The sequence below is a fragment of the Nocardia sp. NPDC006630 genome (genome assembly GCF_040611495.1).
Lineage (GTDB): Bacteria > Actinomycetota > Actinomycetes > Mycobacteriales > Mycobacteriaceae > Nocardia.
On record NZ_JBEXOK010000002.1, the window covers coordinates 320,454 to 347,385 of the forward strand.

Consider the following 26,932-nt stretch of genomic DNA (forward strand, 5'->3'; position numbering starts at 1 on the left):
TCAGCCCTGGGTCTTCAATCCCTTTGTGGGGTCGATGAATTCATTGGTGACCAGATCCTTGGCGGCGAGACCGTCGGGGACCTGCTGACCCTGGCTGTGCAGGATCGGGGTGACCGCCGCGATGACACGGTCGATGCGGGCGGTGTCGAAGTTGCCGAGGGTATTGCCGGGGCCATTGGCGATGATCTTGTCCGCCAACTGGACCTTGACCGAGTCGGTATTGGCCGCCGCGGTCATGGGCGGGCCGTCGGGGATGGCCTGCGAAATGTGCAGCAGGGCCTGGTTGGTGGGTTCGGGGTTGGCGGCGTAGTCGATCTGGGCCTGCTGCAGCATGGGGACGAGCTTCTGCAGGCAGGGGCGGAGCTTGTCGAGTTCCCCGGTGCGCACCGACCACTGATGCGGGTAGATCTCATAGCCGGACTGGGACACCAGCAGGCTGCCGGTGGGCTTCTGCCAGCCCTTCACATCGTGTTCCCAGCGGTAGGGCTCATTGGAGACGTAGCCCTGCTGCATGACTCGGCCCTTCTCTGCGACGAAGCGGCTGGGGGTGCCGTCGTAGGAGGCGTCGAGCTGCTCCTTCTTCACATCGCCGTTGGCTACGAGGTAGTCCATATAGGGCTTGCCCTCGGAGTACAGGATCGGCGCACCGCTGGCGGCCACGTCCTTCCACGAATTGATGTGGTAGGTCGCGGGATCCCACATGATGACCTGCGGATTGGTCTGCAGTGAGGCGAAGACGCCGGTGAGCGGGAGTTTGGCCTCGGCCCGGATCTGCTCGTCGGTGGGCACCAGGCCCAGGGTGATGCTGGTGTCCTGGTACATCTGGGCCGGCACCGGCTGACCACCGAGGAACGGACCGCCCAGGCGCACTTCGACATTCACGCCGGTATCACCGAGCGGGCCGACGTACGCGCCCTTCTTCGCGTCGACGGTGCCATTGGGACCGACGAGTTGATAGGCGGCGGCGCGCTCGGGGGTGGCGTACCAATCCGTCTGGATCACCACGGTGGCCGGGCATACCCCGGCGAGGACGCCTTGACCGGTCGGCTTGGGCGAGGAGGAGCTACCGCCGCAGGCCGCGAGCACAAGGCTGAGGCTGCCCGCGAGCGCGGCAGTGGCGAGGAGACGTTTCTTCACGAGCATTCCTAGGTTTGTCACAGAGGGGTGGAAATCAGGCGCGCTTACCGTGGGCGCGATCGACGCGGGCGGCGAGAAAATCGAAGGCCCAGAACAGGATCAGGCCGACGAGAGAGGACAGCAGCAGGGCGGTGAGCAGTTCTTCAGTGGCCAGGCGCTGCCGGTAGACATCGATCATGCGGCCGATGCCGGGATCACCCTGGCGGAAGAAGAAGTCGGCGACGATGGAGCCGATGATGGCCATACCGGCGGAGATCTTGAAGCCGGTGATCATGGCCGGAAGCGCCGCGGGCAGTTGCAGTTTCAGCAGCCGCTGCCACCGGTTCGCGCCGTGCAGGGTGAACAGGTCATGTTCGGCGGGCTGCACCGACTTCAGGCCGAACAGGGTATTGGTGATGACCGGGAACAGCGACACCATGACGCAGACGATGACCCGGCTGCTGAATTCGTAACCGAACCAGAAGCCGAAGAGCGGAACCACCGCCAGCACCGGAATCGTCTGCAGGATCACCGCATACGGGTAGAGGGAGTACTCGGCCCAGCGGGCCTGACTCATGAGCACCGCGAAGGCGACGCCCAGCACAATGGCGATGGCGAGGCCGGTGAGCGCGATCTGCACGGTGGCGCCCAGCGCCGTGAGGATCTCGGTGCGGGTCGCGGCATTCAGCAGGCCCTTGGACAACACCGATTCCGGCGGGGGCAGCAGGAATCGGGAGTCCGCGGCGAGCACGAAGTGACTGACCACGGTCCAGGCGGAGATGACGAGGACGAAGACGGTCACCGGGGCGATGATGCGAATGGGGGCGATCGCGAAGGGCCATCGAAGTTTTCGGCGATCGCCCGGCTCCGGAGTGCGCAGTCCCGCGTCGGCGACAGGCACGGGAGCTGCGGTCGCGCCGCTCAGGGGCGCGGCCTCGGCGGAGTTGTCGCCCGCCATGACCGCGGCGACAAGCGTTGCGGCGGTGGCGGAGCGGGCGGTGGCGGCGGTCATGCGGCCCTCCCGGTCGGTGTGATGTCGGTGCGTTCGGCGTCGTGCAGCGCCGCCGAGACGGTGGCGGCGATGGCCCCGAATTCGGGGGTGTAGCGCAGTTCCGGGGTGCGCGGGAAGTCCAGGGGCACCGGGATGTCCGCGGCGACCCGGCCGGGGCGACCGGTCAGCACCACCACCCGGGTGGACATGAACACCGCCTCGGCCACGGAGTGGGTGACGAACACGCCGGTGAAGCCCGAACGGCGGTACAGGCCGCTCACCTCTTCGTTCAGTCGCTGCCGGGTGATCTCGTCGAGGGCGCCGAAGGGTTCGTCGAAGAGGAACAGCTCCGGCGCCACGGTGAGTGCGCGGGCGATCGAGGTGCGCATGCGCATACCGCCGGAAAGCTGTGCGGGCTTGTGGTTCTCGAAGCCCGACAAGCCCACCCGCTCGATGGCGTCCCGGGCCGCGGCGCGGCGGGTGGCCTTGTCCACGCCCGAGAGTTCGGCGGGGAGTTCGACATTGCGCAGTACCGAGCGCCACGGCAGCAGGGTCGCCTCCTGGAAGACGTATCCCAGCTTGCTGGTGGCCGCCGCGACGGCGCCCGCGGTGGGCTTGTCGAATCCGGCGGCCAGGCGCAGCAGGGTCGATTTACCGCAGCCGGAGGGTCCGACCAGGGAGACGAATTCGCCTGGGCGAATGTCGATATCGATGCCGTCGAGCGCGTGTGTGCCGTTCTCGAAGACCAGCGAGACGTTCTGGAACGCCAGCGCCGGGGCGGTGGCGGCCGGGCGGGTGTATACGTTGCCGTCATCGGCGGCATCCGTCGCACCGGCCCGGCCCGGACCGGTAATGGCTTGTGAAGCGGTGGTGCTCATGCTTCACAGTTCTATCGGTGGCTCATTGCCGTTCGCGGTCTACATGATTACGCCGCTGTTTCGTATACGATCAGTTCTCGACGAGAACGCCATGGCGCGCCACCACCCGGCCACGCTTGAGCACCAGTGTGCGCGGCGCCACGGAAACCACAGCGGCGGCGGGCGTTTCGGCGCTGACGGTGAAGAGGTCGGCGGCCGCGCCCGCGGTCAGTCCGTAGTCGGTGAGACCGAGAACCTGTGCACCGCCGTAGGTTCCGGCGGCGAGCGCCAGTTCGATCTCCGGATCCGATACCAGGCGGTCACGGAAGGCGACGGTCATGATGCGGCGCAGCATGTCGCCGTCGCCGTACGGGGTCCACAGATCGCGAATGCCGTCGTTGCCGAGCGCCAGGGTCGCGCCCACCTCGTGCAGGAGCCGGACCGGTACCACCGGGGCGTCCCCGACCGCGCAGGTGACCATCGAAACTCCGGCCTCGGCAAGGCCTTCCGCAATGCGCCGCTGTTCGCCCGGGGCCAGCTCCCCCATGGCGTAGGCATGACTGATGGTGACGCGACCAGCCAGCCCGGTGGCCCGGGTGCGCTCGATGATCAGGTCGTACTGCCAGGCGCCCAGCGCGGCGCGGTCGTGCAGATGGATATCGATACGCGCGCCGTACTTCTCGGCAAGGCCGAAGATCAGATCGAGCTGGCCGTTGGCATTGCGGTCGTATCCGGCCGGGTCCAGGCCGCCGATCACCTCGACTCCGTCGGCCAGGGCGGCCTCCAGGAGTTTGTCGGTGCCGGGGCGGGTCAGCAGGCCACCCTGCGGGAAGGCGACCAGCTGGACGTCCACTCGATCCGAATACCGCGCGGCCGCGGCGCGCACGGCGTCCACCCCGCGCAATCCGACCTCCGGGTCGATATCGATATGACTGCGCACGTGGGCGGTGCCACCGGAGATCATGGCTCCCAGCAGATTCGCCGCGTAATCGGCACTGGGCAGGCCGAGTTCATCGCGGCGGCCTTCCCCGTTCGCGATGCGGCCCTGCAGGGTCAGGCCACCGCTATTGGGCACCCAGGGGCCGCCGTACATGGTCTTGTCGAGATGGCAGTGGGAGTCGACCAGGCCGGGCAGGACCAGCGCGCCCGCCAGATCGATGGTCTCCGTGGCGGTTCCGGTCAGATTCGGGCCGATCGCGGTGATCCGGCCGTCGCTGATCGCGATATCGGCGGTTTCCAGGAGCCGGCCGGGGGTCCAGGGGCGGCCGCCGCGGAGCAGTAGGTCGTGCATCGATGTACCTCTTTCGAAGGGGTGGGAGTGCCTCAGGCCAGCAGCATGGCGGTGCCCGCGCCGACGCCGAAGACGATGACGAGGGCGCGGAAGGCGCCCGGCTGCAGGCGGTCCGCGAGTTTCGCGCCCGCCACGCCGCCGAGCAGGCAGGCGGGTGCGAGCACCAGCACGGCCAGCCAGTGCACGGGGCCGAACAGTGCGACGGCGATCATGGCGGTGGTCGACACCGTCAGGGTGAGCAGGCTTTTCAGGCCGTTCAGCTGTGTGATCGAGGCGTCGATGCCGAGGGCCAGCGCCGTCAGCAGGACGATGCCCATACCGCCGTTGAAGTACGCGCCGTAGACGCCGCCGAGGAATACCCCGGCGAACAGCAGCAGCTGGGAATCGCCCTCGCCCCGGCGCGCGGCCAGCAGTTTGGACAGGAACGGCTGCGCCGCGAACAGGGCGGTGGCCGCGAGAATCAGATACGGAACCAGCGCGGCGAAGACCCTGGGCGGGGCCGCCAGCAGTGCGATGACCCCGCCGCCGGCGCCGACGGCACCGGTCAGTATCAGTCGCGGGACCAGTGCGCGGTGTTCGTCGAGCCGTTTGCGCAGTGCCGCCGCGCCGCCCAGGTAACCCGGCCAGACCGAGACCGAATTGGTGACGGTGGCCGCGACCGGCGGCAGGCCGGTGGCCAGCAGTGCGGGAAATGAGAGCAGGCTGCCGCCGCCGGCGATGGCATTGCAGACACCCGCCCCGAAACCGGCGACGAGCAGTAGAACCAGATGCGCGGGATCCATGAAATCCTTCCGGACAGATATGCAGCGCATCGTATACAAACTGCCTCATACCGGCGAGCCGAAAAACGCGGCGGGGCAATGCAGGTCACACAGTGTCGGCACAGCCCGCGGTCGCGCAGGCGGGCAACCGCTTTCATGCAGTACATTGGCGGCAATCGATCCGGCGCCAGCACGATGGATCGTATGCAAATGCCCGTTTCTCGTTTCGTCTGTGAGGCCGCAGTGCCGTTTGTGAGGCCATAGTGAGCAGCACCGTCCGGCGCATGACGCCGCAGCAGCTGTGCCGCGCGATTCGCGACGACATCATCAGTGGGGTGTTCGCCCCGGGCCAGCGGCTCACCGAGGAGTCGCTCGCCGAGAGCTACGGTGTCTCGCGAGTGCCGGTGCGGGAAGCGTTGCGCACCCTGGAGGCAGAGGGTTTCGCCTCGTCACGGCCCTATGCCGGAGTCTTCGTCGCGGAACTGACCGAGGAGGAGGCGGCGGATCTGCTGGAGATCCGCGCCCGCCTGGAACCGCTGTGCGCCTCGCGCGCGGCCGTGCGCCGCACGCCCGAACAGCTCGGGCGGCTCAAGGAACTCACGGTGCTGGGTCAGGATGCCGTGCACGCCGGTCGCCTGGAAGAGCTGACCCGCCTCAACAGCCGCTTCCACGAGGTGCTCGCCGAGGCGTCCGGCAGCACCCTGCTCGAACAGCTGATCACCCAGCTGAGCTGGAAGATCGCCTGGGTCTACGCCGTCGAGCTGCCGCGCCGGGCCAGCGACTCCTGGCATGAGCACGAGGAGATCTGCGCCGCGCTGGAGGCCGGGGATCCGGACCGCGCCGCGCAGGTGGTCGCCGACCATATCGCGCATGCGGCGTACGCCTATCGGCTGCGCCAGCTGCCCTAGCCCGCCGGAAGTCCTTGCCCGGCAAGGCGGCTCGTAACCTCAGCGCAGCAATTCTCGCCCTCGGACGAAACACGCCGGTCGTATACAAACGGTGACACTTTCGTTCAGGAGGCACCCATGGCGGATCTTGTGCTGCGTAATGCCCGCATCGACGATGACATCGATCCGGTGGATATCGTCATTGCCGACGGTCGCATCACCGATATCGGCCGCAGCCTGCCCGAACAGGGCCGTGACGAAATCGAGTGCGCCGGGCGCGTGGTCATTCCCGGGCTCGTCGAATCCCATGTGCACCTGGACAAGGCGCTGCTGGACGCCGAAAAGCCGAACCCCGACGGCACGCTGGCCGGAGCCATCGCGGTCACCGCCGAACTCAAGCGCGGGTTCACCGTGGACTCCGTTCGCGATCGTGCCCGACGTGTTCTGGATATGGCAATCACCCACGGCACCACGGTGATTCGCGCACATCCCGATGTCGATCCGATTGTCGGACTGCGCGGTGTGCAGGCGCTGCTCGAACTGCGCGAGGAATACCGCGACCGCATCGACCTGCAGATCGTGGCGTTTCCGCAGGAGGGCATCCTGCAAGCCCCCGGCACCCTCGATCTGCTCCGCGAGAGCCTCCGCCGCGGCGCCGATGTCATCGGCGGCTGCGCCTACAACGAACCCACCGTCGCCGAATGCCGCCGCCACATCGACCTGGTCTTCGACCTCGCCGCCGAATTCGATGTCCCCGTGGACATCCACGCCGATTTCGCCGACGATGCCACCGATCCGCGCTTCGCCATGGCCGACTACATCGCCGATGTCACCGACCGCACCGGCATGTCCGGCCGAGTCACCCTGGGCCACATGACCTCCCTGTCCGGCCAGGATCCCTCCCGCCGCCGCCATACCCTCACCCGCCTGGCCGCCGCCGGTGTCGCGGTGGTCCCCCTCCCCGCCACCGATATGCACCTCGGCGGCCGCACCGACACCACCAATATCCGCCGCGGCATCGCCCCCCTCCGCGAACTCTGGGCAGCAGGCATCACCACCGCATACTCCTCCAACAACATTCGCAATGCCTTCACCCCCTACGGCAACGCCGACCTCCTCGACATCGGCCTGTTCCTAGCCCAGACCTGCCACCTCTCCGGCCCCGCAGACCTGACCCGAGTCCTCGCCATGGCCACCACCGAGGCCGCCCGCGTCATCGGCATCGCCCACAACTACGGCCTACGCCCCGGCGCCCCAGCCGACCTCGTTGTGCTCTCCACCCACCGCGTAGCCGACGCCCTACTGGACCGCCCCGACCGCAACTACGTCCTCAAGGCGGGCCGAATAGTCGCCCGTACCAGTCGAATTCAGGAGAGAATCTTCACGCATTAGTCGTACCCGAGTCACCATGGGCACAGTTTTTACGGCTGGCCCTCACTCGTCGAGGCGGTCGGCAATGTGTCCATCCGGGCGCACCCACAGCGCGGTGGTCTCGGATAGGCCGCACTCCCGCCGAAGCTGTTCGGGCAGTTGATCTCCCGATAGACGGGTAGGGCCGGGACCGACCAGATCGAGGGTGGAACGGCCGTCGGCCAGCCAGGCGTGCGGTAGCCAATCAGCCAATCCGCCTGCACCACAGTCTTTTCGCCGGTGCCTGTATCGAGCAGCGTCGCGACGACAATATCCGCTTTCTGCCGACAGGACACCAGTCGCACGCCCCGGCGCACCGCTACTTCATAGACACCGGCCGCCGCCAACCCCAGAGGTACTGCACCCCCGATGCGCCACCCGCACCCGCGTAACCACTCACCGCCAGCGCAAATCCCGAAAATTCCTCCCGCCCAGCCCAACACAACGAAACCAAGCCCGCCGAGAGGGCTCTGGTGGTGGACAACTGCGGCGTGTCGCCACCATGAGAGCCCGCTCGGCGTCACAGGGGTGTGGGTGGCGAGATGTGTGGGGCTCGGGGCGGGATTTCGGAGGGTGCCGGGGCTGGTGGGTTTCGGTCGGCGGTGGTTGGTCAGCGTGGTTGAGGGAGGTGGGATAGGGCGATGAGGTGGGCCTGGCGGATGAGGGTGTGGTCGGTGTGGGGGGCGCCTAGGAGGCAGAGGCCTACGGGGAGGGTGTCGAGGGGGTGGGTGGGGAAGGTTACTGCGGGGAGGCCTGCGAGGGAGGCCAGGCAGGTCAGGTGGAGGGTGCGGGTGCGGCCTGCCTCCAAGGTGATGGCGGGGGCTGTGCGCGGGGGTGGGAGGGTTGCGGTGGTGGGGAGTAGGAGGGTTCGGCCGGTCAGGGCGGTTCGGAGGTGGGCGGCTGCGGCGGTCAGCACTGCGCGGGCGCGGTCGGCGGCGGGGTCGGAGATGGTGGCGGCGTAGGCGAAGCGTTGGGCCACTTCGGGTTCCAGGGCGCCGGGGTGGGCGGTGATCCAGGGGCCGTGGGTGGTCCAGGCTTCGTGTGCCTGGACGGTGCGGAAGGCGGTGAACCAGGCGTCGAGGTCGGCGTCGAGGTCCAGTTCGGCGGCGCCCAGGGCGTTGGCGGCGGTGAGTGCGCGGCTCGCGAGGTCTCCGTCGGCGACCACGCACAGCGCCGGATCAACGACGAGTTGCGGGGGATCCGCGACGAGGCGCGCGGGATCGGCGACGAGGTGCTGCGAGGTCGGGTTGGGGTTTGGCAGCAGGCAATCAGCCACAGCAGCAAGTGTTTCCGGGTCACGAGCCATCCAGCCGACGGTGTCGAAGGAAGGGGCCAGTGGGAGGAGACCCTCGGTGGAGATGCGGCCGTGGGTGGTGCGAATTCCCCAGAGGCCCTGATAGGCGGCAGGCACTCGGATGGAGCCCGCGGTGTCGGTGCCGAGGCCGAGGGTGGCCTCGCCGCGGGCCACGGCCACGGCGGAACCGCTGGAGGAACCACCCGGAATACGTTCGGGAGCTGCCGGATTCACCGGCATCCCGTACCGGCCGTTGGATCCGGTGATGCTGTAGGCGAATTCGTCGGTGTGCGCAATCCCGGTGAGATCGGCGCCGGCAGCCAGCAACTGCGAAACCGCGGCGGCGTGATCGGGCTGCGGCTCGCCGAGATAGTCGGGTACGCCTGCGCCGAGCGCGAATCCGGCTACGGCGTAGAGGTCCTTCACCGCTACGCCGTGACCGGACAGCGGGCCCGGCGCGGTGGCCGCTACCAGGGGCGCGCCCAGTACGCGCCAGACACCGTCACCACTCCCCCGTGGGTCCGCCTCCACTACGCACGCCCCAGAATGCGGCGCGCTAGGTCGGTGGTGGCATGGTGCGCGAAGTCGGCCACCCGGATCTCGCCGTGTACGCCACGCACCTGGTCCACGGCCTGCGAGATATTGAAATCCGTTGCGGCACTGAGATAGAGGTAGGCCTGCTGCGGGTCGGCATCGAACAGCGACACCACCATTTCGACGGCATTGCGAACGCAGACCTCGAGCGCCCGGTTCAGATCGGGATCCAGGCCGGTGGGTATGACAAACCCGTGGGCGGCCGCGAACGGGCCGATGGACCGGCCGAGTCCGGCCGTCACCTCGGCGCCCGGGACCAGATCGACGGTGAGGCGGGCGCGCAGCGGCGCTTCCAGCGCGGTGAGCGCGACCTCGCCATTGCCCTGCGCAAAATGCGGGTCGCCGATATAGAACAGCGCGTCCTCGACCTGCACTGGCAGGAACAGCGTCGCACCGGGCGTGAGACGCCGGATATCGATATTGCCGCCGTGCTGACCGGGCGGCACCGAGGAGATATGCGAATCGGTATCGGTGGCCACACCGATGAGCCCCAGGAACGGATTGATCGGGAACTCCGCCCGATGGGGCCGGTCGGGGTGAATCGGCATGCCACCGAACCACTCTCCGTCGCGCGATGCCACGCTGCAGAACTGACCGTAGTCGCCGTCGAAGCCGAGACGGTGCGCGAGCACACCGCGATTGTGCCGGGTGGACACGACGCCGTAGGGCGCACGCATGGCCAGATCGTCGATGCGAATGGCGAGCAGGTCTCCGGGCTGCGCACCGGTCACAGCGATCGGACCGGTGACGATATGCGGCCCGGCGAGGGAGTCACGCTTGCGGGCGGCGGCGACGTCGACCGTGTCGGTGAGGATATGACCGGCCTCGACGCCGTGCCTGCCGAAGTAGGCGACCGGGTCCGAACCCTGATCCTCGAGAATGCCCTCATGGCTGATGGTGTCGATGACCACCGTCTGCCCGGGGTCGACGGTGGCGATGGGCTTGTCGCCGATACAGGGGATGCGCCCCCACAACACCTTCGGCGGCTCGGCGGGGATGTAGCGGTCCGCACCGCCGATCCCCTCACCCTGCTGCAGCACCGGAAACGCGGGAACGAACTCCTGCACGATCGACGTCACGCCCATACCTTCCATACCCGACCGCAATTGGTCGGACCATCCGATATGCCGACCATAAGACAGGCGAACGACCGGGGGCGTACTTCGAAACCTAACGTAACCAACGGTTTACAGGCGCGAAATGGCAAGCATACGAACGGATTTAGAGTTGAGACGGTGACCACTTCGATACCACCGCTGAGCCGCCGCTCCCGCAGTGTGAGCGCGGAGGTCGCGGCGCACCTGGAGGGCCTGATCATCAGCGGTGAGCTGTGCGCGGGCGATAAACTCCCGCCCGAACGCGAACTCGCCGCCAGTATGAACATCTCCCGATCGTCCCTCCGGCAGGCCATGTTCGAACTGGAATCGAAAAAGCTCATCGAGCGCCGCCAGGGACGCGGCAGCACCGTCACCGAGATGGCACGCGGGGCAGCGCAATTGGCCGGCAGTCTCGCCGAGGCCGATATCGAACTCGGCTACGCCAGCGAGCTCCGGGATCTCGTCGAACCACGCATCGCCCATTTGGCCGCACTGCGCGCCGTGGAATCGAATCTGCTCTCGCTGGAGACCGTGCTCGGGCAGAGCCACGAAACCCTCTCCGCCACCGAATCACTGCGCCTGGACATCGAATTCCACACCCTGCTGGCGCACGCCGCGCAGAACCCGCTCCTGGTCACCCTGTGCACCATGACCACCGACTGGACCCGTCGCACCCGAACCCTCTCGCACCGCACCAAACTCGGCCGCCGCATCTCCCTGCGCGGCCACCACCTCATCTACGACGCCGTCGCCCGCCGCGACGGAATGGCCGCCGCCGCAGCTATGGAGCTGCATCTGCGCGAGGTACGCGACCTCAGCATCCCCCCGGCCCGGCGATAAGCGCTATAGCGCCGGTCTCCTCCGCGGCCGCGGCCGGTCGGTGTGGCCGCCACGCATGAGGCGGAATCGCCCCACTCGTACCATGGGCAACTCGTTGCCGAAACCTGGCACACCAGTGCATCGGGGCATGATGCGCAGCAGCTCCTGGTATCAGCGGTAGATCGAAACCGCCGCTTCGGTGCGAGTCGATGAGCACGGAAGACGATGACAATGACTGCGGGAACTCAGGATTCGGTGAGGGCGACGGCGCGGAAGGTGCGGCGGTAGGCGAGTGGGGCTACGCCGATGGCCTCGTGCAGGTGCTGGCGCAGGGAGGTTCCGGTGGCGAAACCTACTTCGGCGGCAATGCGATCCACGGGGAGCTCGGTGGTTTCGAGGAGTTCGCGGGCGCGGAATACGCGCTGTTGGATGAGCCAGCGGCCGGGGCTCATGCCGACCTCGTCGCGGAAGCGGCGGGCGAAGGTGCGGCCGCTCATGCGTGCGTGGCCCGCGAGATCCGCCATGGTGAGCGGTTCTTGCAGGTTCTCCAGCGCCCACCGGCGGGCCGAGGCGGTGCCCGGGGAGGCGAGCGGGGGCATGGGTTGTTCGATGAACTGGGCTTGACCGCCCTCCCGCCAGGGCGGCACCACGCACCGGCGGGCGACCATATTGGCGACCTCGCTGCCGTGATCGCGGCGAATGATGTGCAGGCACAGGTCCACTCCGGCGGAGGCGCCCGCGGAGGTGAGGACATTGCCGTCGTCGACATACAGGACGTTCGGGTCCACGCGGACGCGCGGGAACCGGCGCTGGAAGTCGTCGCTGAAGTTCCAGTGTGTGGTCGCGGGGCGATCGTCGAGCAGGCCGGCAGCGGCCACCACGATCGCGCCGGTGCAGATGGAAACGATCCGGGCCTGCGGTGGAATTCGGGCGAGGGCATCCGAAACCTGCTGTGACAAGCCGTCCTTCAGGATCGACAGCACATCGCACGGCGGTATGACCACGGTGTCGGCAGTCTCCAGAATGCTCGTGTCGTGGGCGACGGCAATATCGAAATCGGAATTGCTGCGCACCGGCCGGCCGTCGACCGAACAGGTCAGCACCTCATAGCGCCCGTCGGCGGTGCCGAACACGCGATAGGGGATGCCGAGCTCGAACGGATACACCCCGTCCAAGGCCAGCACAGCAACCCGGCGTGGCTCGATTGCCGATATCTGCATGGCACGATCCTATCGAATATTGGCGATCGTGCCATTTTCCGGGGCGGCCGACAGCGGCAAGCTGGGTGATATGAGCGAGAACAGCACCAGCATTCCCGAGACCATGCGCGCCATCAGCCAGGACGTTCTGGGCGGACCGGAGGTGCTGCACGAGGTACGACGCCCGGTTCCGCAGCCCGGACCCAGTGAAATCCTGGTGCGGGTGCACGCCACCGCGCTCAATCCCACCGACTGGGGTCACCGCCGCCGGACCGGGCTGTTCCTTCCGGAACCGCCGTTTGTGCTCGGCTGGGATGTCTCCGGCGAGGTGGTGGCGATCGGGGTCGGCGTCACCCTGTTCCAGCCGGGCGACGAGGTCTTCGGCATGCTCCCCTATCCGCACGGACACGGTGCCGCCGCCGAATACGTCACCGGACCCACCCGCGCATTCGCCCGGAAACCCGCTGGTCTCAGTCACATCGAGGCCGCCGCCATTCCACTGGCCGCGCTCACCGCCCGGCAGGCGCTGGTGGATACCGCCGATCTGCAAGCGGGACAGCGTGTCCTGATCCACGCGGCCGCCGGCGGCGTCGGCCACTTCGCCGTGCAGATCGCCAAGGCTCGCGGCGCGTACGTGATCGGGACCGCCAGTTCCGCCAATCACGACTTCCTGCGCAGTCTCGGTGCGGACGAGGTGGTCGACTATCGCACCACCGATGTGGCGGAGGCCGTTCGGAATGTCGATGTCATTCTCGATCCGATCGATGCCGCTCACGCCATCGCATCGCTGAAGTCCCTGAACCCCAATGGAATCCTGGTGTCCATTCGCGCTCTCGGCGCCGATGCGCTGATCACGGCAGCCCAGCAGCGCGGAGTACGCGCTGCCGTGCTGCTGGTCGAAGCCGACCACGCCGGCATGACCGCCCTGGCGGATCTCGCCACTTCGGGTGCCCTGCGCCCCACGATCGCCGGTGTCTTCCCGCTCGCCGATGCCGCCAAGGCACACGCCCTCGGCGAAACCGGGCGCACCGCAGGCAAACTCGTCCTCACCGTCGACTGAGTTCGCGTTGGGCAGTTGATCACCAGGAACTGGTGGCGGCATCGGCCGAGAACAGGCCGCCACCATGTCCTGGTGATCATGAAAGCTACGCGGAGTCGAACAGGCCCGGATGGGATTCGCGGGCGCGGACTTCGATCGAACCGAAGACCAGGTCCGGGGGTGGCACCAGGCCCAGGTGTTCCCACGCCGCGGCGGTGGCGACACGGCCGCGCGGAGTGCGAGCGACCAAACCCGCACGGACGAGGAAGGGTTCGCAGACCTCCTCGACAGTGGCGGACTCCTCCCCCACCGCGACGGCCAGGGTCGAGACGCCTACCGGGCCGCCATTGAAGCTGCGAATGAGAGCGGTGAGCACAGCGCGGTCGAGGCGGTCGAGACCGAGCACGTCCACGTCGTACACCGCGAGTGCGGCCTGCGCGAGCTGCCGGGTCACGATGCCGTCGAACTTCACCTCGGCGTAGTCGCGCACGCGGCGCAGCAGGCGGTTGGCAATACGCGGCGTGCCACGGGAGCGGCCAGCGATCTCGGCCGCGGCATCGGCCTCCAGCTGCACGCCGAGAATGCGCGCCGACCGGACCAGAATCTGTTGCAGCTCTGCGGGTTCGTAGAAATCCATATGGCCGGTGAAGCCGAAGCGGTCGCGCAGCGGGCCGGTCAGCGCACCGGAGCGGGTGGTCGCACCGACCAGGGTGAAGGGTGCAATATCCAGGGGAATCGAAGTGGCGCCCGGACCCTTGCCGACCACCACATCTACCCGGAAATCCTCCATGGCCAGGTACAGCATTTCCTCGGCGGGCCGGGCAATGCGGTGGATCTCGTCGATGAACAGCACATCGCCCTCGACCAGATTGCTGAGCATGGCGGCCAGATCACCGGCGCGCTCCAGCGCGGGGCCGGAGGTCAGGCGCAGGGCGGAACCGAGTTCGCCCGCGATGATCATGGCCATACTCGTCTTACCGAGTCCGGGCGGACCGGAGAGCAGCACGTGATCGGGGGTGCCGCCGCGCTGTTTCGCACCCCGCAGCACCAGCGCCAGCTGTTCGCGCACGCGCGGCTGGCCGATGAAATCGTCCAGGGATTTCGGGCGCAGGCTGGCCTCGATCTCCCCGTCGGAGGTGAGATAGCTTGCGCTGACCGCGGATTCGTCGGAATCGACCGAATCGGCGTCGAAGTCGGGTTCGTCGATCATGATCGCCTATCGGTTCTTGCCCAGCAGCCCCAGCGCCGCCCGCAGGGCCTGCGAGGTACCCAGGTCGGGATCATGAACCAGGACCGCCTCCACCGCGGGTTCGGCCTGCTTCACCGGGAAGCCGAGGCCGATCAGCGCCTCCACCACCTGCTCGCGCACGGGGGTGATGACGACCGTGGGGCCGGATCCGGGCGGACCGGACTGCACCGGAACAAGATCCACCTTGTCGCGCAATTCCACGACCATGCGCTCGGCGCCGCGCTTGCCGATACCGGGCACGCGGGTCAGGGCGGCAACATTGGATTCCGCGAGCGCCTTGCGCAGCGCTTCGGGCTCGAGCACCGCGAGGACCGCCATGGCGATCTTGGGCCCGACGCCGGACACGGTCAGCAGGAGCCCGAACAGCTCACGAGACTCGGTGTCGGAGAACCCGAACAGCGTCATGGAATCCTCGCGCACGATCATGGTCGTGTAGAGGCGCGCATCCTCGCCGCGAGTGAGCGTGGATAGTGTGACGGGGGTGGCATTGAGCCGATACCCGACGCCGGCGGCCTCCAGGACCACATGGTCGAGCCCGATCTCGAGCACCTCACCGCGTACCGACGCGATCACCCGGACACCGCCTTCCGTTGCTGGGCAAGCTTTTCCTCGTACATGCGCCGCTGTGCGGCCGCCATGGCCTCTGCCTTCGCCATGCGATCGATCATCGGCGCGCGCCAGCAGTGGCAGATGGCCAGTGCGAGCGCATCGGCGGCGTCGGCAGGTTTCGGCGCGACCGCCAGCCCGAGGATACGGGTCACCATGGCGGTTACTTGCGCCTTGTCCGCCGAGCCGTTTCCGGTGACGGCGGCCTTCACCTGACTGGGGGTGTGGAAGTGCACCGGGATGCCGCGGCGTGCGGCCGCGAGTGCGATGACGCCGCCCGCCTGCGCGGTGCCCATGGCGGTGCGGACATTGTTCTGTGAGAACACCCGCTCGATGGCGACGGCCTCGGGCTTGTACTTGTCCATCCACAGCTCGGCGGCATCGGCGACACCCATGAGCCGCTGCGCCAGATCCATCTCCGGCGGCGTGCGCACCACATCGACCTGAATGGCCTTGACCGACCGCCCCAAACCGCCCTCGACCATGCTGAGCCCGCACCGGGTAAGCCCGGGGTCGACGCCCATCACCCGCACGAAAACCCCTCTCACCGCAGACGAACAACTGTTCGAGAGTCTAACGGAACGGCGCGGATTCCCCGCCCACCGACACGAGCGCGCCGCTCACGGACAGGACGGCTGCACACCGAGCAGTGTCGGATCCGTCGCCCGCTTCGCCCACTCCTGTGCCGGGTTCGCCACCAATCGCCGAGTGCGTAGGTCCATCAGCCCGCTCACATGAGCCACGGTCGCCGAAAGTTCCCCATCAGCGCGAATCAGGTCGTGCTCAACGCGATACGTCTTCCCTTCGCCCCACACCCACGAGCAGGACACCTCCACCGCATCGCCCGCCCGCAACTCCCGGTGATACTTGATCACCGTCTCCAGATTCACCGGCCCCAACCCGCCTGCCAGCAGCTCCGCCACCGAAATCCCCGCCGCCTGAACACATTCGAACCGCGAGTGATCTGCAAACTGCTGATAGGCGGCACCCGTCACATGCAACTGCGGATCCAGATCGGACACCCTGACCTCGATCCGAATCCGGAACGGCTCATACGTATTCGTCACGGACCCACCCTTGCAGACCCCACCGACAAGAATGCGCTACTCGGCCAGGGCAGCGAGGTTGGGAAAGCCGGTGAGCTGCCAGCCGCCATCGATGATCAATGAGGTGCCGGTGATGTAGGACGCGTCGTCGCCGGCCAGGAACAGACAGGGACCGGCGATCTGGTCCGGGGTCGCGGGGGCACGCAGCGGGATGCGGTCGAGGAACATATCCAGCGCCGGCTGGTATCCGATGATCGGCGCGCCCATCGGTGTGTCGACCAGACCGGGTAGGACGCAGTTGACGCGAATACCGTACGGGGCCAGCTCTAGTGCGGCGTTCTTGCTGAACATCTCCACACCGGCCTTGCCCGTGGCGTACGGGCTGGCGCCGGGGACCGGGATGCGGGCATCCAGGGACGAGACATTGACGATCGCGCCGCCACCGGCCTCGCGCATGCGACGGGCCTCGTGTTTGGTGCACAGGAAAACGCTCTTCTGCACCAGGTCGATGGTGAAATCCCAGTCCTGCTCGGCCATTTCGGTCACCGCGCCGATCAGCGAGCCGCCCGCGACATTGAAGGCCAGGTCCAGACCGCCGAACTGGTCAACTGCCGTGGAAACGGCGGCCGCCACCTCCGATTCGATCGTCACATTCGAAGTCGCGGCCACGAACCGGTCACCGAATCGCTCGGCCAAGGCTTTCAACCCGGTCTCATTGATATCGACGCCGACAACCCGCGCCCCCTCGGCGATCAGTCGCGTCGCGATCGCAGCGCCGATACCGGAGGCCGCGCCGGTGACCAGGGCGGTTTTCGCAGCGAATCTGTTATTTGCCATCAGCACAACCACTTTCACGATGTTGAGCCCACCGTAGCAGTCGACTGACACAGAGTCTTGTAAATGACAAACCGTCTACCGACGACCTGAAACCACGCCCCGCTCAGACCCCCTGCGCGCAAAACGCCTGGTACGCCTCATCACTGAACAATACGAACCGCACCTCCCGCACCCCGGTCTCCGCCGCACGCACAGTCTCGACCGCAAGCCGAGCCCCATCCTCCATCGGCCACCGAAAGATCCCCGTGGAGATCGCCGGAAACGCCACCGTCCGCGCCCCCAATTCATCTGCCACCCGCAACGATTCCCGATAACAAGACACCAGCAACTCGAACCGATCCTCCTCCCCCGACCACACCGGCCCCACCGTATGAATCACCCACCGAGCAGGCAACCGCCCCGCCGTAGTAGCCACCGCCTGCCCCGTCCCCAACCCCCGCCCATAATGCGAGGCCCGCAACGCCCGGCAAGCAGCAAGAATCTCCGGCCCACCCTTCCGATGAATAGCCCCATCCACACCCCCACCCCCGAGCAACGACGAATTCGCCGCATTCACCACCGCATCCACATCCTGCTCAGTGATATCCCCTCGAACCGCCACCAATTCGACCATGCCGCAATTCTTTCATCGTGGCCGTTACGCCGGGCGCGGCGCTGCAAGCCGCGTGTGCCCGGACCGGCGCGATGGGGCAACGGTCCGGCGCACATCGGGTCAGTGGGTCAGCCGGCGGAGCCGGTGTGGGGGGCCAGTTTTTGGTCGTTGTCGACTGTGGCGGTTTGGTAGTCGATGGTGACCGGGTAGGTGTTGTTCCAGGTGCCGGGGTCTTGGACCTGGTTGGACTGGAAGGTGCCGTCGGGGTTCATGGTCGTTTCTGTGTGCCAGGAGCCGGGCTCGTAGTCGCTCGGGCACGAGATGGGGATTTGGTCGGTGGTGCGGCGGCCCGCGTAGCCCGAGAAGTCGTGGGCGCCACCGCCGAACGAGCAGGTGACGCGGCCGGTGACGTAGTAGATGTCGTCGGTGTCGTTGCGGCAGGTGTAGTCGCTGCAGGACAGGCCGGGGGCGAGATCTTTCGCGGCGGCCTGCGGGGCGAGGACCGCTACCGCGGCGGAGGTCAGGGCGGTAATGCCGAGGGCGACGGTCAACCGTTGCGGCATGAGTGTGTCTTCTCCTTTATCGGCCCCGACCTGAAATCCACTGTACCGATACGAAAATCGCAGGCCGCCCCCAAAAAATAGGGGCGGCCTGCGATTGCCGGGAGGGTGCGAACTCAGTCGTCGAGTTCGGCGAGGACCTCATCGGAGATGTCCACATTGGTGTAGACGTTCTGGACGTCGTCACTGTCTTCGAGCGCGTCGATCAGCTTGAAGACCTTGCGGGCGGTGTCGGCGTCGACCGAGACCGACATCGACGGCTGGAAGCCCGAGTCGGCGGAGTCGTAGTCGAAACCGGCCGCCTGCAGCGCGGTACGCACCGCGATCAGATCGCCGGGTTCGGAGATGACCTCGAAGGACTCGCCCAGATCGTTGACCTCTTCGGCGCCGGCATCGAGCACCGCCATGAGCACGTCGTCCTCGGAGTGATTGTGCTTCTCCAGGGTGACCAGGCCCTTGCGGTGGAACAGGTACGACACCGAACCCGGATCGGCCATATTGCCGCCGTTGCGGGTCATCGCAAGACGCACTTCACCGGCAGCGCGATTGCGATTATCGGTGAGGCACTCGATCAGCACGGCAACACCATTGGGGCCGTAGCCCTCATACATGATGGTCTGCCAGTCGGCGCCGCCGGCTTCTTCGCCACCGCCGCGTTTGCGAGCGCGCTCGATATTGTCGTTGGGCACCGACGACTTCTTCGCCTTCTGAATGGCGTCGTACAGCGTCGGGTTGCCGTCCGGGTCACTTCCACCGGTGCGGGCCGCCACCTCGATGTTCTTGATCAACTTGGCGAAGAGCTTGCCGCGCTTCGCGTCGATCCCGGCCTTCTTGTGCTTGGTGGTGGCCCATTTGGAGTGGCCGCTCATTCCCTACTTCCTCTTTTCAGGGGGCAGGAGCCCACAGATGGACAGCGCCCCAGTCTACTGATCTTGTGCAGCCGGGTCACACCCCGATGCGCGGGCGCACCACGGTGTCGACGAACAGCCGGTGCACCCGCAGGTCTCCGGTCACCTCCGGGTGGAAGGACGTGGCCAGCACATTGCCCTGCCGCACCGCGACGATGGTGCCCGCGGCGGGTCCGGAGGGCACGCGCGCCAGCACCTCGACATTGTCGCCCGCGCGCTCCACCCATGGGGCACGAATGAAAACCGCGCGTACCGGACCGTCGTCGAGACCGCGGAATTCCAGATCGGTTTCGAAGGAATCGACCTGCCGGCCGAAGGCATTGCGCCGCACCGTCATATCGATGCCGTTGAGCGTATGCATGTCCGGACGAGTGTCGAGCACCTCGGAGGCCAGCAGGATCATGCCCGCGCAGGACCCGAAGGCGGGCAGGCCGTCACGCAGTCGCTTGCGCAGCGGCTCGAGCAGGTCGAAGACCTCCAGCAGTTTGCTGATGGTGGTGGATTCGCCTCCCGGGAGCACCAATCCGTCGACGGCATCGAGTTCGGATTCGCGGCGCACGGCCACCGGCTCGGCGCCGCACGCTGCCAGCGCGTGCATATGCTCGCGCACGTCGCCCTGCAGGGCCAGCACGCCAATCGTCGGAGTCACGCCGTCGAGCATACGTTCGGGTGCTGATGTGGCCCTGCTCACCCAGGGTGTGAAGGTTTCGTTAGGACGGGTGTCCAGGTGTCGCCGGAGGTGAACACTCCGCGATGTGACTGATGTGTTACGAGAAACCACACCCGGCCCGCGCGGTGGGGTAGACGCTCCGCCGCCGAAGCACGGGCTGACTGTTTCGACCGGGTTGGCCGGGCTTTCGCTGGACGCCATGGCGTCGGTCGCCTACGGTCCCGAGGCGATCGTGCTGGTGCTGGCGGCCGCGGGCTCGGCCGGTCTGGGCTACACGCTGCCGGTGACCCTGGCCATCGTGGTGCTGCTGACCGTTCTCATCGCGTCCTACCGTCAGGTCATCGCGGCCTTCCCCAACGGCGGCGGCGCGTATGCGGTCGCCAAGGCGCGGCTCGGGCGGCGCACGAGTCTGGTCGCGGCGGCCTCGCTGATCGTCGACTACGTGCTGAATGTGGCCGTTTCCATCGCGGCCGGTGTGGCCGCACTGACCTCCGCGTTCCCGGAGCTGCTGCCGTACACGATGTGGGTCTGCCTGGCGGTGCTGGTGGGCATCACGGTGCTGAACCTGTACGGCATTCGGGAGAGCGCGCGGGCGTTCATGGCCCCGACCGCGGTCTTCGTCATCGGCATCTTCGCGGTGATCATCGCCGGATTGCTGCGCTCGGATCCGGCGAGCGTCTCGAGCGGCGCGGCCGTGGCGACCGATGCCAAGACCATCGGAATCCTGTTGCTGCTCAAGGCATTCTCCAGCGGATGCGCGGCGCTCACCGGCGTCGAGGCCATTGCGAATGCGGTGCCGAGCTTCCAGCAGCCCAAGGTGAAGCGGGCCCAGCGCGCCGAAGTCGCACTCGGCATCCTGCTCGGCCTCATGCTGATCGGCCTGGCCACCCTGATCGGCAAGTTCTCGATCCATCCGATCGACGGCACCACCGTGCTCTCACAGCTGACCGAAGCCGCACTCGGTCACGGAATCGCCTACTACGTCGTGCAATTCGCGACCGTACTGCTGCTGGCCCTGGCCGCCAACACCTCCTACGGCGGGTTGCCGACGCTCACCAAAATCCTCGCCGACGACAACTGCCTGCCGCATCGCTTCGCGGTGACCTCCCCGCGCCAGGTGTACCGATTCGGCGTACTGGCACTGGGCATTTCGTCCGCGGTGCTGCTGGTGGCGTCCGAGGGCAATATGAACGCGCTGGTGCCGCTGTTCGCCATCGGCGTCTTCGTCGGCTTCACCATCGCCCAGGTCGGTATGGTCCGGCACTGGCTCGCCACGCGCAGCGACGGCTGGTTATGGCGTACTGCGCTCAATGGTTTCGGCGCCGTGCTCACCTTCGTCGCCGCGATCGTGACCACCTCCATGAAGTTCACCGAGGGCGCGTGGCTGATCGTCCTGGTGCTACCGCTGCTGGTGCTGGTCATGGAGAAGATTCGCAAGATCTACGAGCGAATCGACGGCTGCCGCGGCGCGGACTGCGTCCCGGAAACACCCCGCCCGACCGAAACCGCCATCGTGGTCCCGGTCTCCGAGGTATCCGAGCTGAGCCGCGAAGCCCTCTCCGCCGCAATGTCATTGGGCCGCGATGTGATCGCCGTGCACGTCTGCATGCACGACGAGAACATCACCGTCTTCACCAAGGAGTGGGAGGCCTGGCATCCGGATGTCCGCCTGGTACTGCTCGAAGACGGCGACGCCACCGTCGGCGGACCGGTAGCCCGCTACGTCCGCGACCATTTCGACGGGCGCCGCAAAGTCGTGGTGATCGCCGAAGTCGAACCGCCCGCAGGCTGGAACCATGTACTGCCCAGCCACCGCAGCGACGAACTGGAGCGGGTCCTGCGCAAAATGCCCGACACCGTCGTCTGCCACCTGCGCGTGCAAACAGCCTGACCGACGAAGCGGCCCAGTCCTTCCGAAGGACCGGGCCGCCCCACGTTCCGGTACTAGGCCGAGCCGCAACCCGCCGGAGTCGTCGCCGGCGATTCCCAGCACAGCGGGTTGAAGCTGCCCGTCGATGCCACCGGGCTCAACAGTGCGGCAATCGCTGAAAGAAAGTTCATGGTGCGTATCCATTCCATCCGCCGGCGACAGTCCGCCGGTGACATCGCACAGTAGGCAGCAACATCAACATTGTCATGCCCATAGTTCCAGCGGGACCGCGTCGAGGGAATTCACGGACTCTGCTGCGGTGCAGACTCGACCATCTCGACAGCCTGATCCTGCACCGAATCACTTGGCCGGAGCCCGATTTCGACCCCTCCCCCGGAATTCGCGCCCTATTGTCAGGACTATTGAGCGACCACTGAGGCCGTGCACGCGTCATGGTGAGCGCGTTCGATCGTCGGCCACACCGGCCTGAGCGGTCAAAGATCGCACCTGGACAGCAAATTTTGCCGCCTGGCAGCGGTCTGTGACCGATTAGGCCGGACGCACACAGCGTCTCGGATGCATCCGAAAACGCCCGATCCCTCCGCGGCGGTTTCACACTCGAGTTCGGGCACCACATGACAGTGCGGCATGCCGTCGGAGCGGCCGCCCGTCCGAGACCTCTTGGCGCGCAGGGATCAATGGCGCGCCCGACGGTCAGTTCGTGCCCGAGGGGTAGGACTCCGTTTTCTTGTCGCGGAAGGTGCGGATCAGTCCCTCCTGGACTACGACGGCGACGAGTTCGCCCTGGCGGTTCCAGATGCGGCCTGCGGTGAGGGCGCGGCCGAAGCCGGCGGAGGGGGATTGCTGGTCGTAGAGGAGCCAGTCGTCGGCGCGGAAGGGGCGAAGGAACCACATGGCGTGGTCCAGGGAGGCGTTTTGGGTGGGCTCGTCGGGGTGCGGGACCTTCGAGGAGCCCAGGAGAGTCATATCGCTCATGTAGGCGAGGGTGCAGACGTGGAAGAGGGGGTCGTTGGGGAGGGGGTGGCGGTAGCGGAACCAGACCTGCTGCTGGGCGGCCAGGCCCTCGCGGCGGTCCACCGACTCCTGCGGGACCGTGCGGATGTCCCAGTGCTCCCATTCCCGCATGGCCCAGAGCCGTTCGGGGCTCATGGAGATAGCGGCATCGGGCAGGTCGTCCGGTGCGGGCACGGTCGGCATCTCGTCCTGGTGCTCGGGGCCTTCGTCACCGATGTGGAAGGACGCCGACATGGTGAAGATGGCGTCGCCGTTCTGCACGCCGGTCACGCGGCGGGTGCAGAAGGAACGGCCGTCGCGAATCCGATCCACCAGGAAGACAGTCGGTTCCAGGGGATTGCCGGGCCGCAGGAAGTAGCCGTGCAGCGAATGCACCTGGTAGGCGGGATCCACCGTCCGGGTCGCCGCGACCAGCGCCTGTCCGGCAACCTGACCGCCGAACGTGCGTGGCAGCTGCGTCTTGGTGGACGCGCCACGGAAGATGTCACGCTCGAGCCGCTCGATTTCGAGGGCCTCTTCGATCGTTGCCATGCACCGTTCCCTTCCGGATTGTCCGGTCAGGCTAACAACCGGGCACTACCGGGACCTGCGCGACCGGCCGAACACCGCACGCCGAAGTCCGGCAAATACTTACGATTTGCTTACGGGCACCGGTGGCAACATGAGCAGAGGGGGTTGACCCCATCAAGATCCAGCGCTTGCACGGGGGGCCAGTCAGTGTTGACACTTGCCGAGGCCGATACGGCCTTGGCCCGGCTCGATGCCGATCGCTCCGATATCTCTGCCAATCTGGTGGAGTTGGAGGGTCATCCGGGGGTTCGTTTTCTCGATGAGGTGCCACTGGCCGGCGCCAGTGCGCAGCGATGGGCGGCGGCGCGGGGCCGACTGGGCGTGGTGTGGTCGCAATTCACGCTGTTCGAGGGTGTGGTGGCGCGGGTGCACGAGGTGCGGGCGCGGCGGCTGCGGCCGGGTCCGGCCGAATTGAGCGATCTGACGGCGCTGCTGTGCGGGCCTTCGGTCGTGCTTGCGCCGCAGCCGATTCCGTTCGGCGAACGGCAGCTGACCGGGCCCGCGGTGGTCGGACGGGCGCTCACGCTGGCACAACTGGTGGGTGAGATGACGGCCGGCTACTCCGAGGTCGCGCGGATGGCCGCGGCCGCCGACACCGTGGCCTCGTCATTTCTGCCAGGGGTCGACCGGGCCGATGCCGGAGTGCGCGAGATCCGGCAGACGGCCGCAGACCTGGAACTCGCCGCGATCGACCATCCCCTGCTGACACATATCGCGACAGTCGAACAGCGGTTGAACACCGAACGGGCACTTGCCATGTCGGATCCGCTGACGGTCGCCGAACGGCACCCGGATCCCGCCGATCCGGTGGCCCTCAGCCGCGAAATAGCGGAACTGCGAGCGAAACTGGCGGAATTGCGGGCACGCCGTGAGAGCGTCGCGCAGCGGATCTCGGCCCTGGCCGAGGCAGTGGAAGCGACCGCGGTGCTGTACGACACCGCGCGGACCGCCGTGACCACCACTTCCGCGAAGATCCTCGGCGCCACTCCCCCGGCGCTGGAACCTCTTGCCCCGCTGCGAGATCGGCTGACTCTGCTGCAAACAGGCCGCACAACGCACTGGACCCGGCTCAATGACGAGGTGGTGGCGCTGACCCGCGACGTGGAGCGGGCACGCACCGCCGCCGATACCGCACGCGATCACGCGGTGGCGCTACTGGATCGACGGGACGAACTGCGCGGGCGACTGGACGCGTACCGCGCCAAGGGCGCACGCCTGCGCCTGAGCGAGGACACCACCGTCGACGCGCGATATCGCCGTTCCTACGAGCTACTGCATTGCACACCTTGCGATCTCGCTGCCGCGACCCGGGCGCTCACGGAATACCAGCGGTCCATCACCGAACGGACAACCACAGCATGACCTCATGTACCCGCCCCGGCTGCGGCGGCGCCATCGCGGATGGTTTCTGCGATGAGTGCGGAATGGCGCCTGCACCGCAACTCGTTTCGGCAGTGAACGGCGTCGCGATCACACCGTCCCTCGCCACGCCCGCCCACTCCCTGCGTACCCCCGGCCCCTCGACCCCGTTCACCTCGTCCTCGGGCAGGCAGAGCCGCCGCGGCTCGAGCCGATCCTCCTCGCGATCCAGTCGCTCCAACCGCACCGCCCGCTCGGCGCGCGGCCGCCTGGGCGCGGGCCTGGTCTCGATTCCGCAAGTGCCGTACCGGGATCCGTCGACGGCGGTGCTGTCCGATCCCCAGGTCCCCGAGCGGGAGCGCTTCTGCAGCAGCTGCGGCACACCGGTCGGCCGGGGCCGTGACACCACCCCCGGGCGCCCGGAGGGCTTCTGCCGCCAGTGCGGGTCCGCCTACTCCTTCACCCCCAAACTCACTGCCGGAGAACTCGTTTCGGGCCAGTACGAGGTACTGGGCTGCCTCGCGCACGGCGGCCTGGGCTGGGTCTACCTGGCTCGCGACCGCAATGTGAGCGACCGCTGGGTGGTGCTCAAGGGCCTGCTCGACACCGGCGACGCCGATGCCATGGCCGCCGCGGTGGCCGAGCGGCAGTTCCTGGCCACGGTGGAACACCCGAACATCGTGAAGATCTTCAATTTCGTGCGGCATCCCGATCCCCGGACCGGGGAGCAGGTCGGCTACATCGTCATGGAGTACGTCGGCGGGGCCTCGCTCAAGGAGTTGCGGTCCCAGCGCGATGCCGTCGGCAATCTGGCGCCGCTGCCGCTGGCGCAGGGTCTGGCCTACATTCTCGAGATCCTGCCCGCGCTCGGGCATCTGCACTCCCTCGGACTGCTGTACTGCGATTTCAAGCCCGACAATATGATTCAGACCGAAGAGCAGCTCAAGCTCATCGACCTGGGCGCGGTGCGGCGCATGGACGACGAGGAGAGCGCCGGCTTCAAAACCGACGGTTACTGCGCACCGGAGCTGGAAACCGAAGGCGCGTCGATCGAATCGGATCTGTTCACGGTCGCGCGCACCCTCGCCTTGCTGACCTTCAATTTCGATTACCGCTCGGCCTACCGCTACACCCTGCCGCCCGCCGCCGAGGTGCCGCTGCTGGCCGCGTACCCGTCCTTTCATCGGCTGCTGATCCGCGCCACCGCACCCGATGCCAATGATCGTTTCGCCTCCGCCGCGGAGATGATCGAACAGGTCACCGGGGTGCTGCGCGAGGTGGTCGCGGCGCAGGACGGGGTGCCCCGACCGGCATCATCGACCGTATTCAGCGGGGAGCGACGGACTTTCGGCACGGAGCCGGACCAATGGCCGACCCTCCCGGCGCCGGCGGTGATCGCGGCGGCGCTGCCGATTCCGCTCGTGGATCCGACCGATCCGGCTGCCGGGTTCCTCGCCACCAATGCCGGCGGTGACCCGACAATGGTGGTGGCCGCCCTGGAGGCCGCATCGGTCTCCTCCCCCGAAATGACCCTCGCCCTGGTGCGGGCCCGCATCGACGCCGGTGATCCGGCCGCCGCCCGGACGGAACTGGATGTGCTGGAGGCGTCCGAAGACGCCGACTGGCGGATCACCTGGTATCGAGGTCTGGCCGCCTTGGCTGCCGGTGAAACATCTTCGGCACGTGCCTTTTTCGATACCGTCTACGACCTTCTACCCGGCGAGGCAGCAGTCAAGCTGGCGTTCGCGGCGGCGGCCGAATGCGACGGCGACGCCACCACGGCGGCCGCGCTCTACGAACGGGTGTGGCGCACCGACAATGCCTATGCCAGCGCCGCCTTCGGTCTAGCGCGAACCCGCCTGCGGGACCGTGATATCGACGGGGCCATAGCGGCCGCGGAGTCGGTACCAGCGAGCTCGAGTCACCATGTGGCCGCGCAGCTTGCGGCCTTCGGCGCACAACTCGAGGGTGGCGCCCTGCAGCGGGCGCACAAATACCTGGCGGCGGCGGGTGACCGGCTCACCGGGCTCCCCCTCGATCCGGAGCACAAGGCTTGGAAGAGCATTGCCGTCCTCGACGCCGCGCGGGAACTGGCTGTGGGACAACCCATTCCACACAGCCTCACGGTGCTCGGCTGCCGATTCACCGATACCGAGCTGCGGCGCGCCCTCGAGGCGCAGTACCGGACCCTGGCCCGGCTGTCGCCGGACGGCACCGCCCGGCGCGATCTGGTGAACCGGGCCAATGCCGTTCGTCCCGTCAGCTGGGTGTGAGC

At 67.3% G+C, this 26,932-nt stretch carries 26 protein-coding genes; 7 read left to right on the forward strand and 19 right to left on the reverse strand.

Annotation, left to right across the window (positions count from 1 at the left end):
• The 5 genes from ABZX86_RS05780 to ABZX86_RS05800 form a co-directional block, all read right to left on the reverse strand.
• Positions 1-1,137, reverse strand: a complete 1,137-nt coding sequence (locus ABZX86_RS05780) for an ABC transporter substrate-binding protein (RefSeq protein WP_355120420.1) — start codon at positions 1,135-1,137, stop codon at positions 1-3.
• Between the two features lie 34 nt (positions 1,138-1,171).
• Entirely contained in the window at positions 1,172-2,128 is a 957-nt protein-coding gene (locus ABZX86_RS05785) for an ABC transporter permease (protein ID WP_355120422.1), read from the reverse strand.
• Positions 2,125-2,985, reverse strand: coding sequence for an ABC transporter ATP-binding protein (locus ABZX86_RS05790; protein ID WP_355120424.1), 861 nt, complete (start codon positions 2,983-2,985; stop codon positions 2,125-2,127). Before ABZX86_RS05790 ends, ABZX86_RS05785 begins: the two co-directional genes overlap by 4 nt.
• Before the next feature lie 70 nt (positions 2,986-3,055).
• Positions 3,056-4,255 (reverse strand): amidohydrolase, encoded by a 1,200-nt coding sequence (locus ABZX86_RS05795; RefSeq protein ID WP_355120426.1) that lies wholly within the window; start codon positions 4,253-4,255, stop codon positions 3,056-3,058.
• A 32-nt stretch (positions 4,256-4,287) separates the two neighbouring features.
• Positions 4,288-5,037, reverse strand: coding sequence for a sulfite exporter TauE/SafE family protein (locus ABZX86_RS05800; RefSeq protein WP_355120428.1), 750 nt, complete (start codon positions 5,035-5,037; stop codon positions 4,288-4,290).
• Positions 5,038-5,279: 242 nt separating this feature from the next.
• Between ABZX86_RS05800 and ABZX86_RS05805 the strand changes: the two genes are divergently transcribed.
• Together ABZX86_RS05805 and ABZX86_RS05810 are read left to right on the forward strand one after the other, a co-directional pair.
• A complete protein-coding gene (locus ABZX86_RS05805) occupies positions 5,280-5,924 on the forward strand; it encodes a GntR family transcriptional regulator (RefSeq protein ID WP_327145577.1) in 645 nt (214 codons plus the stop codon).
• 117 nt (positions 5,925-6,041) lie between these two features.
• Complete coding sequence (locus tag ABZX86_RS05810; RefSeq protein ID WP_355120430.1) at positions 6,042-7,295, forward strand: amidohydrolase family protein; 1,254 nt, start codon at positions 6,042-6,044, stop codon at positions 7,293-7,295.
• Positions 7,296-7,337: 42 nt separating this feature from the next.
• Here the strand turns inward: ABZX86_RS05810 and ABZX86_RS05815 are convergent, their stop codons facing one another.
• The 3 genes from ABZX86_RS05815 to ABZX86_RS05825 form a co-directional block, all read right to left on the reverse strand.
• The gene (locus tag ABZX86_RS05815) at positions 7,338-7,526 is read right to left on the reverse strand and encodes a hypothetical protein (RefSeq protein WP_355120432.1); all 189 of its coding nucleotides are present in this window, start codon (positions 7,524-7,526) and stop codon (positions 7,338-7,340) included.
• A 397-nt stretch (positions 7,527-7,923) separates the two neighbouring features.
• Positions 7,924-9,138 carry an amidase family protein gene (locus ABZX86_RS05820; RefSeq protein WP_355120434.1) on the reverse strand — a complete coding sequence of 405 codons (1,215 nt, stop codon included), beginning with the start codon at positions 9,136-9,138 and terminating at the stop codon, positions 7,924-7,926.
• Positions 9,138-10,280 carry an acetamidase/formamidase family protein gene (locus ABZX86_RS05825; RefSeq protein ID WP_355120436.1) on the reverse strand — a complete coding sequence of 381 codons (1,143 nt, stop codon included), beginning with the start codon at positions 10,278-10,280 and terminating at the stop codon, positions 9,138-9,140. Before ABZX86_RS05825 ends, ABZX86_RS05820 begins: the two co-directional genes overlap by 1 nt.
• Positions 10,281-10,436: 156 nt before the next feature.
• Here ABZX86_RS05825 and ABZX86_RS05830 point away from each other — a divergent pair, with 156 nt between their 5' ends.
• On the forward strand, positions 10,437-11,138 hold the full coding sequence (locus ABZX86_RS05830; RefSeq protein WP_355120438.1) for a GntR family transcriptional regulator: 702 nt from the start codon (positions 10,437-10,439) through the stop codon (positions 11,136-11,138).
• A 224-nt stretch (positions 11,139-11,362) separates the two neighbouring features.
• On the opposite strand, the gene ABZX86_RS05835 is transcribed toward ABZX86_RS05830, so the two are convergent.
• Positions 11,363-12,337, reverse strand: a complete 975-nt coding sequence (locus tag ABZX86_RS05835) for a helix-turn-helix domain-containing protein (protein ID WP_355120440.1) — start codon at positions 12,335-12,337, stop codon at positions 11,363-11,365.
• Positions 12,338-12,365: 28 nt separating this feature from the next.
• Here ABZX86_RS05835 and ABZX86_RS05840 point away from each other — a divergent pair, with 28 nt between their 5' ends.
• A complete protein-coding gene (locus ABZX86_RS05840) occupies positions 12,366-13,376 on the forward strand; it encodes an NADP-dependent oxidoreductase (RefSeq protein WP_355120442.1) in 1,011 nt (336 codons plus the stop codon).
• Between the two features lie 85 nt (positions 13,377-13,461).
• On the opposite strand, the gene ruvB is transcribed toward ABZX86_RS05840, so the two are convergent.
• The 9 genes from ruvB to pdxT all read right to left on the reverse strand — a co-directional run bounded on the left by ruvB (position 13,462) and on the right by pdxT (position 19,814).
• Complete coding sequence (gene ruvB / locus ABZX86_RS05845; protein ID WP_355120444.1) at positions 13,462-14,565, reverse strand: Holliday junction branch migration DNA helicase RuvB; 1,104 nt, start codon at positions 14,563-14,565, stop codon at positions 13,462-13,464.
• Between the two features lie 6 nt (positions 14,566-14,571).
• Entirely contained in the window at positions 14,572-15,177 is a 606-nt protein-coding gene (ruvA, locus tag ABZX86_RS05850) for a Holliday junction branch migration protein RuvA (protein WP_355120446.1), read from the reverse strand.
• The gene (gene ruvC / locus ABZX86_RS05855) at positions 15,174-15,743 is read right to left on the reverse strand and encodes a crossover junction endodeoxyribonuclease RuvC (RefSeq protein WP_327145566.1); all 570 of its coding nucleotides are present in this window, start codon (positions 15,741-15,743) and stop codon (positions 15,174-15,176) included. Before ruvC ends, ruvA begins: the two co-directional genes overlap by 4 nt.
• Before the next feature lie 87 nt (positions 15,744-15,830).
• Positions 15,831-16,277, reverse strand: a complete 447-nt coding sequence (locus ABZX86_RS05860) for an acyl-CoA thioesterase (protein WP_355120448.1) — start codon at positions 16,275-16,277, stop codon at positions 15,831-15,833.
• 36 nt (positions 16,278-16,313) lie between these two features.
• The gene (locus ABZX86_RS05865; RefSeq protein ID WP_355120450.1) at positions 16,314-17,093 is read right to left on the reverse strand and encodes an SDR family NAD(P)-dependent oxidoreductase; all 780 of its coding nucleotides are present in this window, start codon (positions 17,091-17,093) and stop codon (positions 16,314-16,316) included.
• Between the two features lie 103 nt (positions 17,094-17,196).
• Complete coding sequence (locus tag ABZX86_RS05870; protein WP_355120452.1) at positions 17,197-17,706, reverse strand: O-acetyl-ADP-ribose deacetylase; 510 nt, start codon at positions 17,704-17,706, stop codon at positions 17,197-17,199.
• Between the two features lie 107 nt (positions 17,707-17,813).
• On the reverse strand, positions 17,814-18,248 hold the full coding sequence (locus tag ABZX86_RS05875; RefSeq protein ID WP_355120454.1) for a hypothetical protein: 435 nt from the start codon (positions 18,246-18,248) through the stop codon (positions 17,814-17,816).
• Positions 18,249-18,361: 113 nt separating this feature from the next.
• A complete protein-coding gene (locus ABZX86_RS05880) occupies positions 18,362-19,114 on the reverse strand; it encodes a YebC/PmpR family DNA-binding transcriptional regulator (RefSeq protein WP_327145560.1) in 753 nt (250 codons plus the stop codon).
• 76 nt (positions 19,115-19,190) lie between these two features.
• Positions 19,191-19,814: a pyridoxal 5'-phosphate synthase glutaminase subunit PdxT gene (gene pdxT / locus ABZX86_RS05885; RefSeq protein WP_355121281.1), complete on the reverse strand. Its 624-nt coding sequence runs from the start codon at positions 19,812-19,814 to the stop codon at positions 19,191-19,193.
• Positions 19,815-20,022: 208 nt separating this feature from the next.
• Between pdxT and ABZX86_RS05890 the strand changes: the two genes are divergently transcribed.
• On the forward strand, positions 20,023-21,714 hold the full coding sequence (locus ABZX86_RS05890) for an APC family permease (RefSeq protein WP_355121283.1): 1,692 nt from the start codon (positions 20,023-20,025) through the stop codon (positions 21,712-21,714).
• Positions 21,715-22,407: 693 nt separating this feature from the next.
• Here the strand turns inward: ABZX86_RS05890 and ABZX86_RS05895 are convergent.
• Complete coding sequence (locus ABZX86_RS05895; protein WP_355120456.1) at positions 22,408-23,259, reverse strand: acyl-CoA thioesterase II; 852 nt, start codon at positions 23,257-23,259, stop codon at positions 22,408-22,410.
• Between the two features lie 186 nt (positions 23,260-23,445).
• On the opposite strand from ABZX86_RS05895, the gene ABZX86_RS05900 reads away from it, so the two are divergent.
• A complete protein-coding gene (locus tag ABZX86_RS05900) occupies positions 23,446-24,660 on the forward strand; it encodes a hypothetical protein (RefSeq protein ID WP_355120458.1) in 1,215 nt (404 codons plus the stop codon).
• 62 nt (positions 24,661-24,722) lie between these two features.
• Complete coding sequence (locus ABZX86_RS05905; protein ID WP_355120460.1) at positions 24,723-26,930, forward strand: tetratricopeptide repeat protein; 2,208 nt, start codon at positions 24,723-24,725, stop codon at positions 26,928-26,930.
• Positions 26,931-26,932 lie beyond the last annotated feature (2 nt).

Coding starts and splice junctions, on each gene's coding strand:
- ABZX86_RS05785 (WP_355120422.1), bottom strand. CDS start 2,128: ATGACCGCCGCCACCGCCCGCTCCGCCACCGCCGCAACGCTTGTCGCC.
- ABZX86_RS05790 (WP_355120424.1), bottom strand. CDS start 2,985: ATGAGCACCACCGCTTCACAAGCCATTACCGGTCCGGGCCGGGCCGGT.
- ABZX86_RS05795 (WP_355120426.1), bottom strand. CDS start 4,255: ATGCACGACCTACTGCTCCGCGGCGGCCGCCCCTGGACCCCCGGCCGG.
- ABZX86_RS05800 (WP_355120428.1), bottom strand. CDS start 5,037: ATGGATCCCGCGCATCTGGTTCTACTGCTCGTCGCCGGTTTCGGGGCG.
- ABZX86_RS05810 (WP_355120430.1), top strand. CDS start 6,042: ATGGCGGATCTTGTGCTGCGTAATGCCCGCATCGACGATGACATCGAT.
- ABZX86_RS05835 (WP_355120440.1), bottom strand. CDS start 12,337: ATGCAGATATCGGCAATCGAGCCACGCCGGGTTGCTGTGCTGGCCTTG.
- ruvB (WP_355120444.1), bottom strand. CDS start 14,565: ATGATCGACGAACCCGACTTCGACGCCGATTCGGTCGATTCCGACGAA.
- ABZX86_RS05865 (WP_355120450.1), bottom strand. CDS start 17,093: ATGGCAAATAACAGATTCGCTGCGAAAACCGCCCTGGTCACCGGCGCG.
- ABZX86_RS05870 (WP_355120452.1), bottom strand. CDS start 17,706: ATGGTCGAATTGGTGGCGGTTCGAGGGGATATCACTGAGCAGGATGTG.
- ABZX86_RS05875 (WP_355120454.1), bottom strand. CDS start 18,248: ATGCCGCAACGGTTGACCGTCGCCCTCGGCATTACCGCCCTGACCTCC.
- ABZX86_RS05880 (WP_327145560.1), bottom strand. CDS start 19,114: ATGAGCGGCCACTCCAAATGGGCCACCACCAAGCACAAGAAGGCCGGG.
- pdxT (WP_355121281.1), bottom strand. CDS start 19,814: ATGCTCGACGGCGTGACTCCGACGATTGGCGTGCTGGCCCTGCAGGGC.
- ABZX86_RS05890 (WP_355121283.1), top strand. CDS start 20,023: ATGGCGTCGGTCGCCTACGGTCCCGAGGCGATCGTGCTGGTGCTGGCG.
- ABZX86_RS05895 (WP_355120456.1), bottom strand. CDS start 23,259: ATGGCAACGATCGAAGAGGCCCTCGAAATCGAGCGGCTCGAGCGTGAC.
- ABZX86_RS05905 (WP_355120460.1), top strand. CDS start 24,723: ATGGCGCCTGCACCGCAACTCGTTTCGGCAGTGAACGGCGTCGCGATC.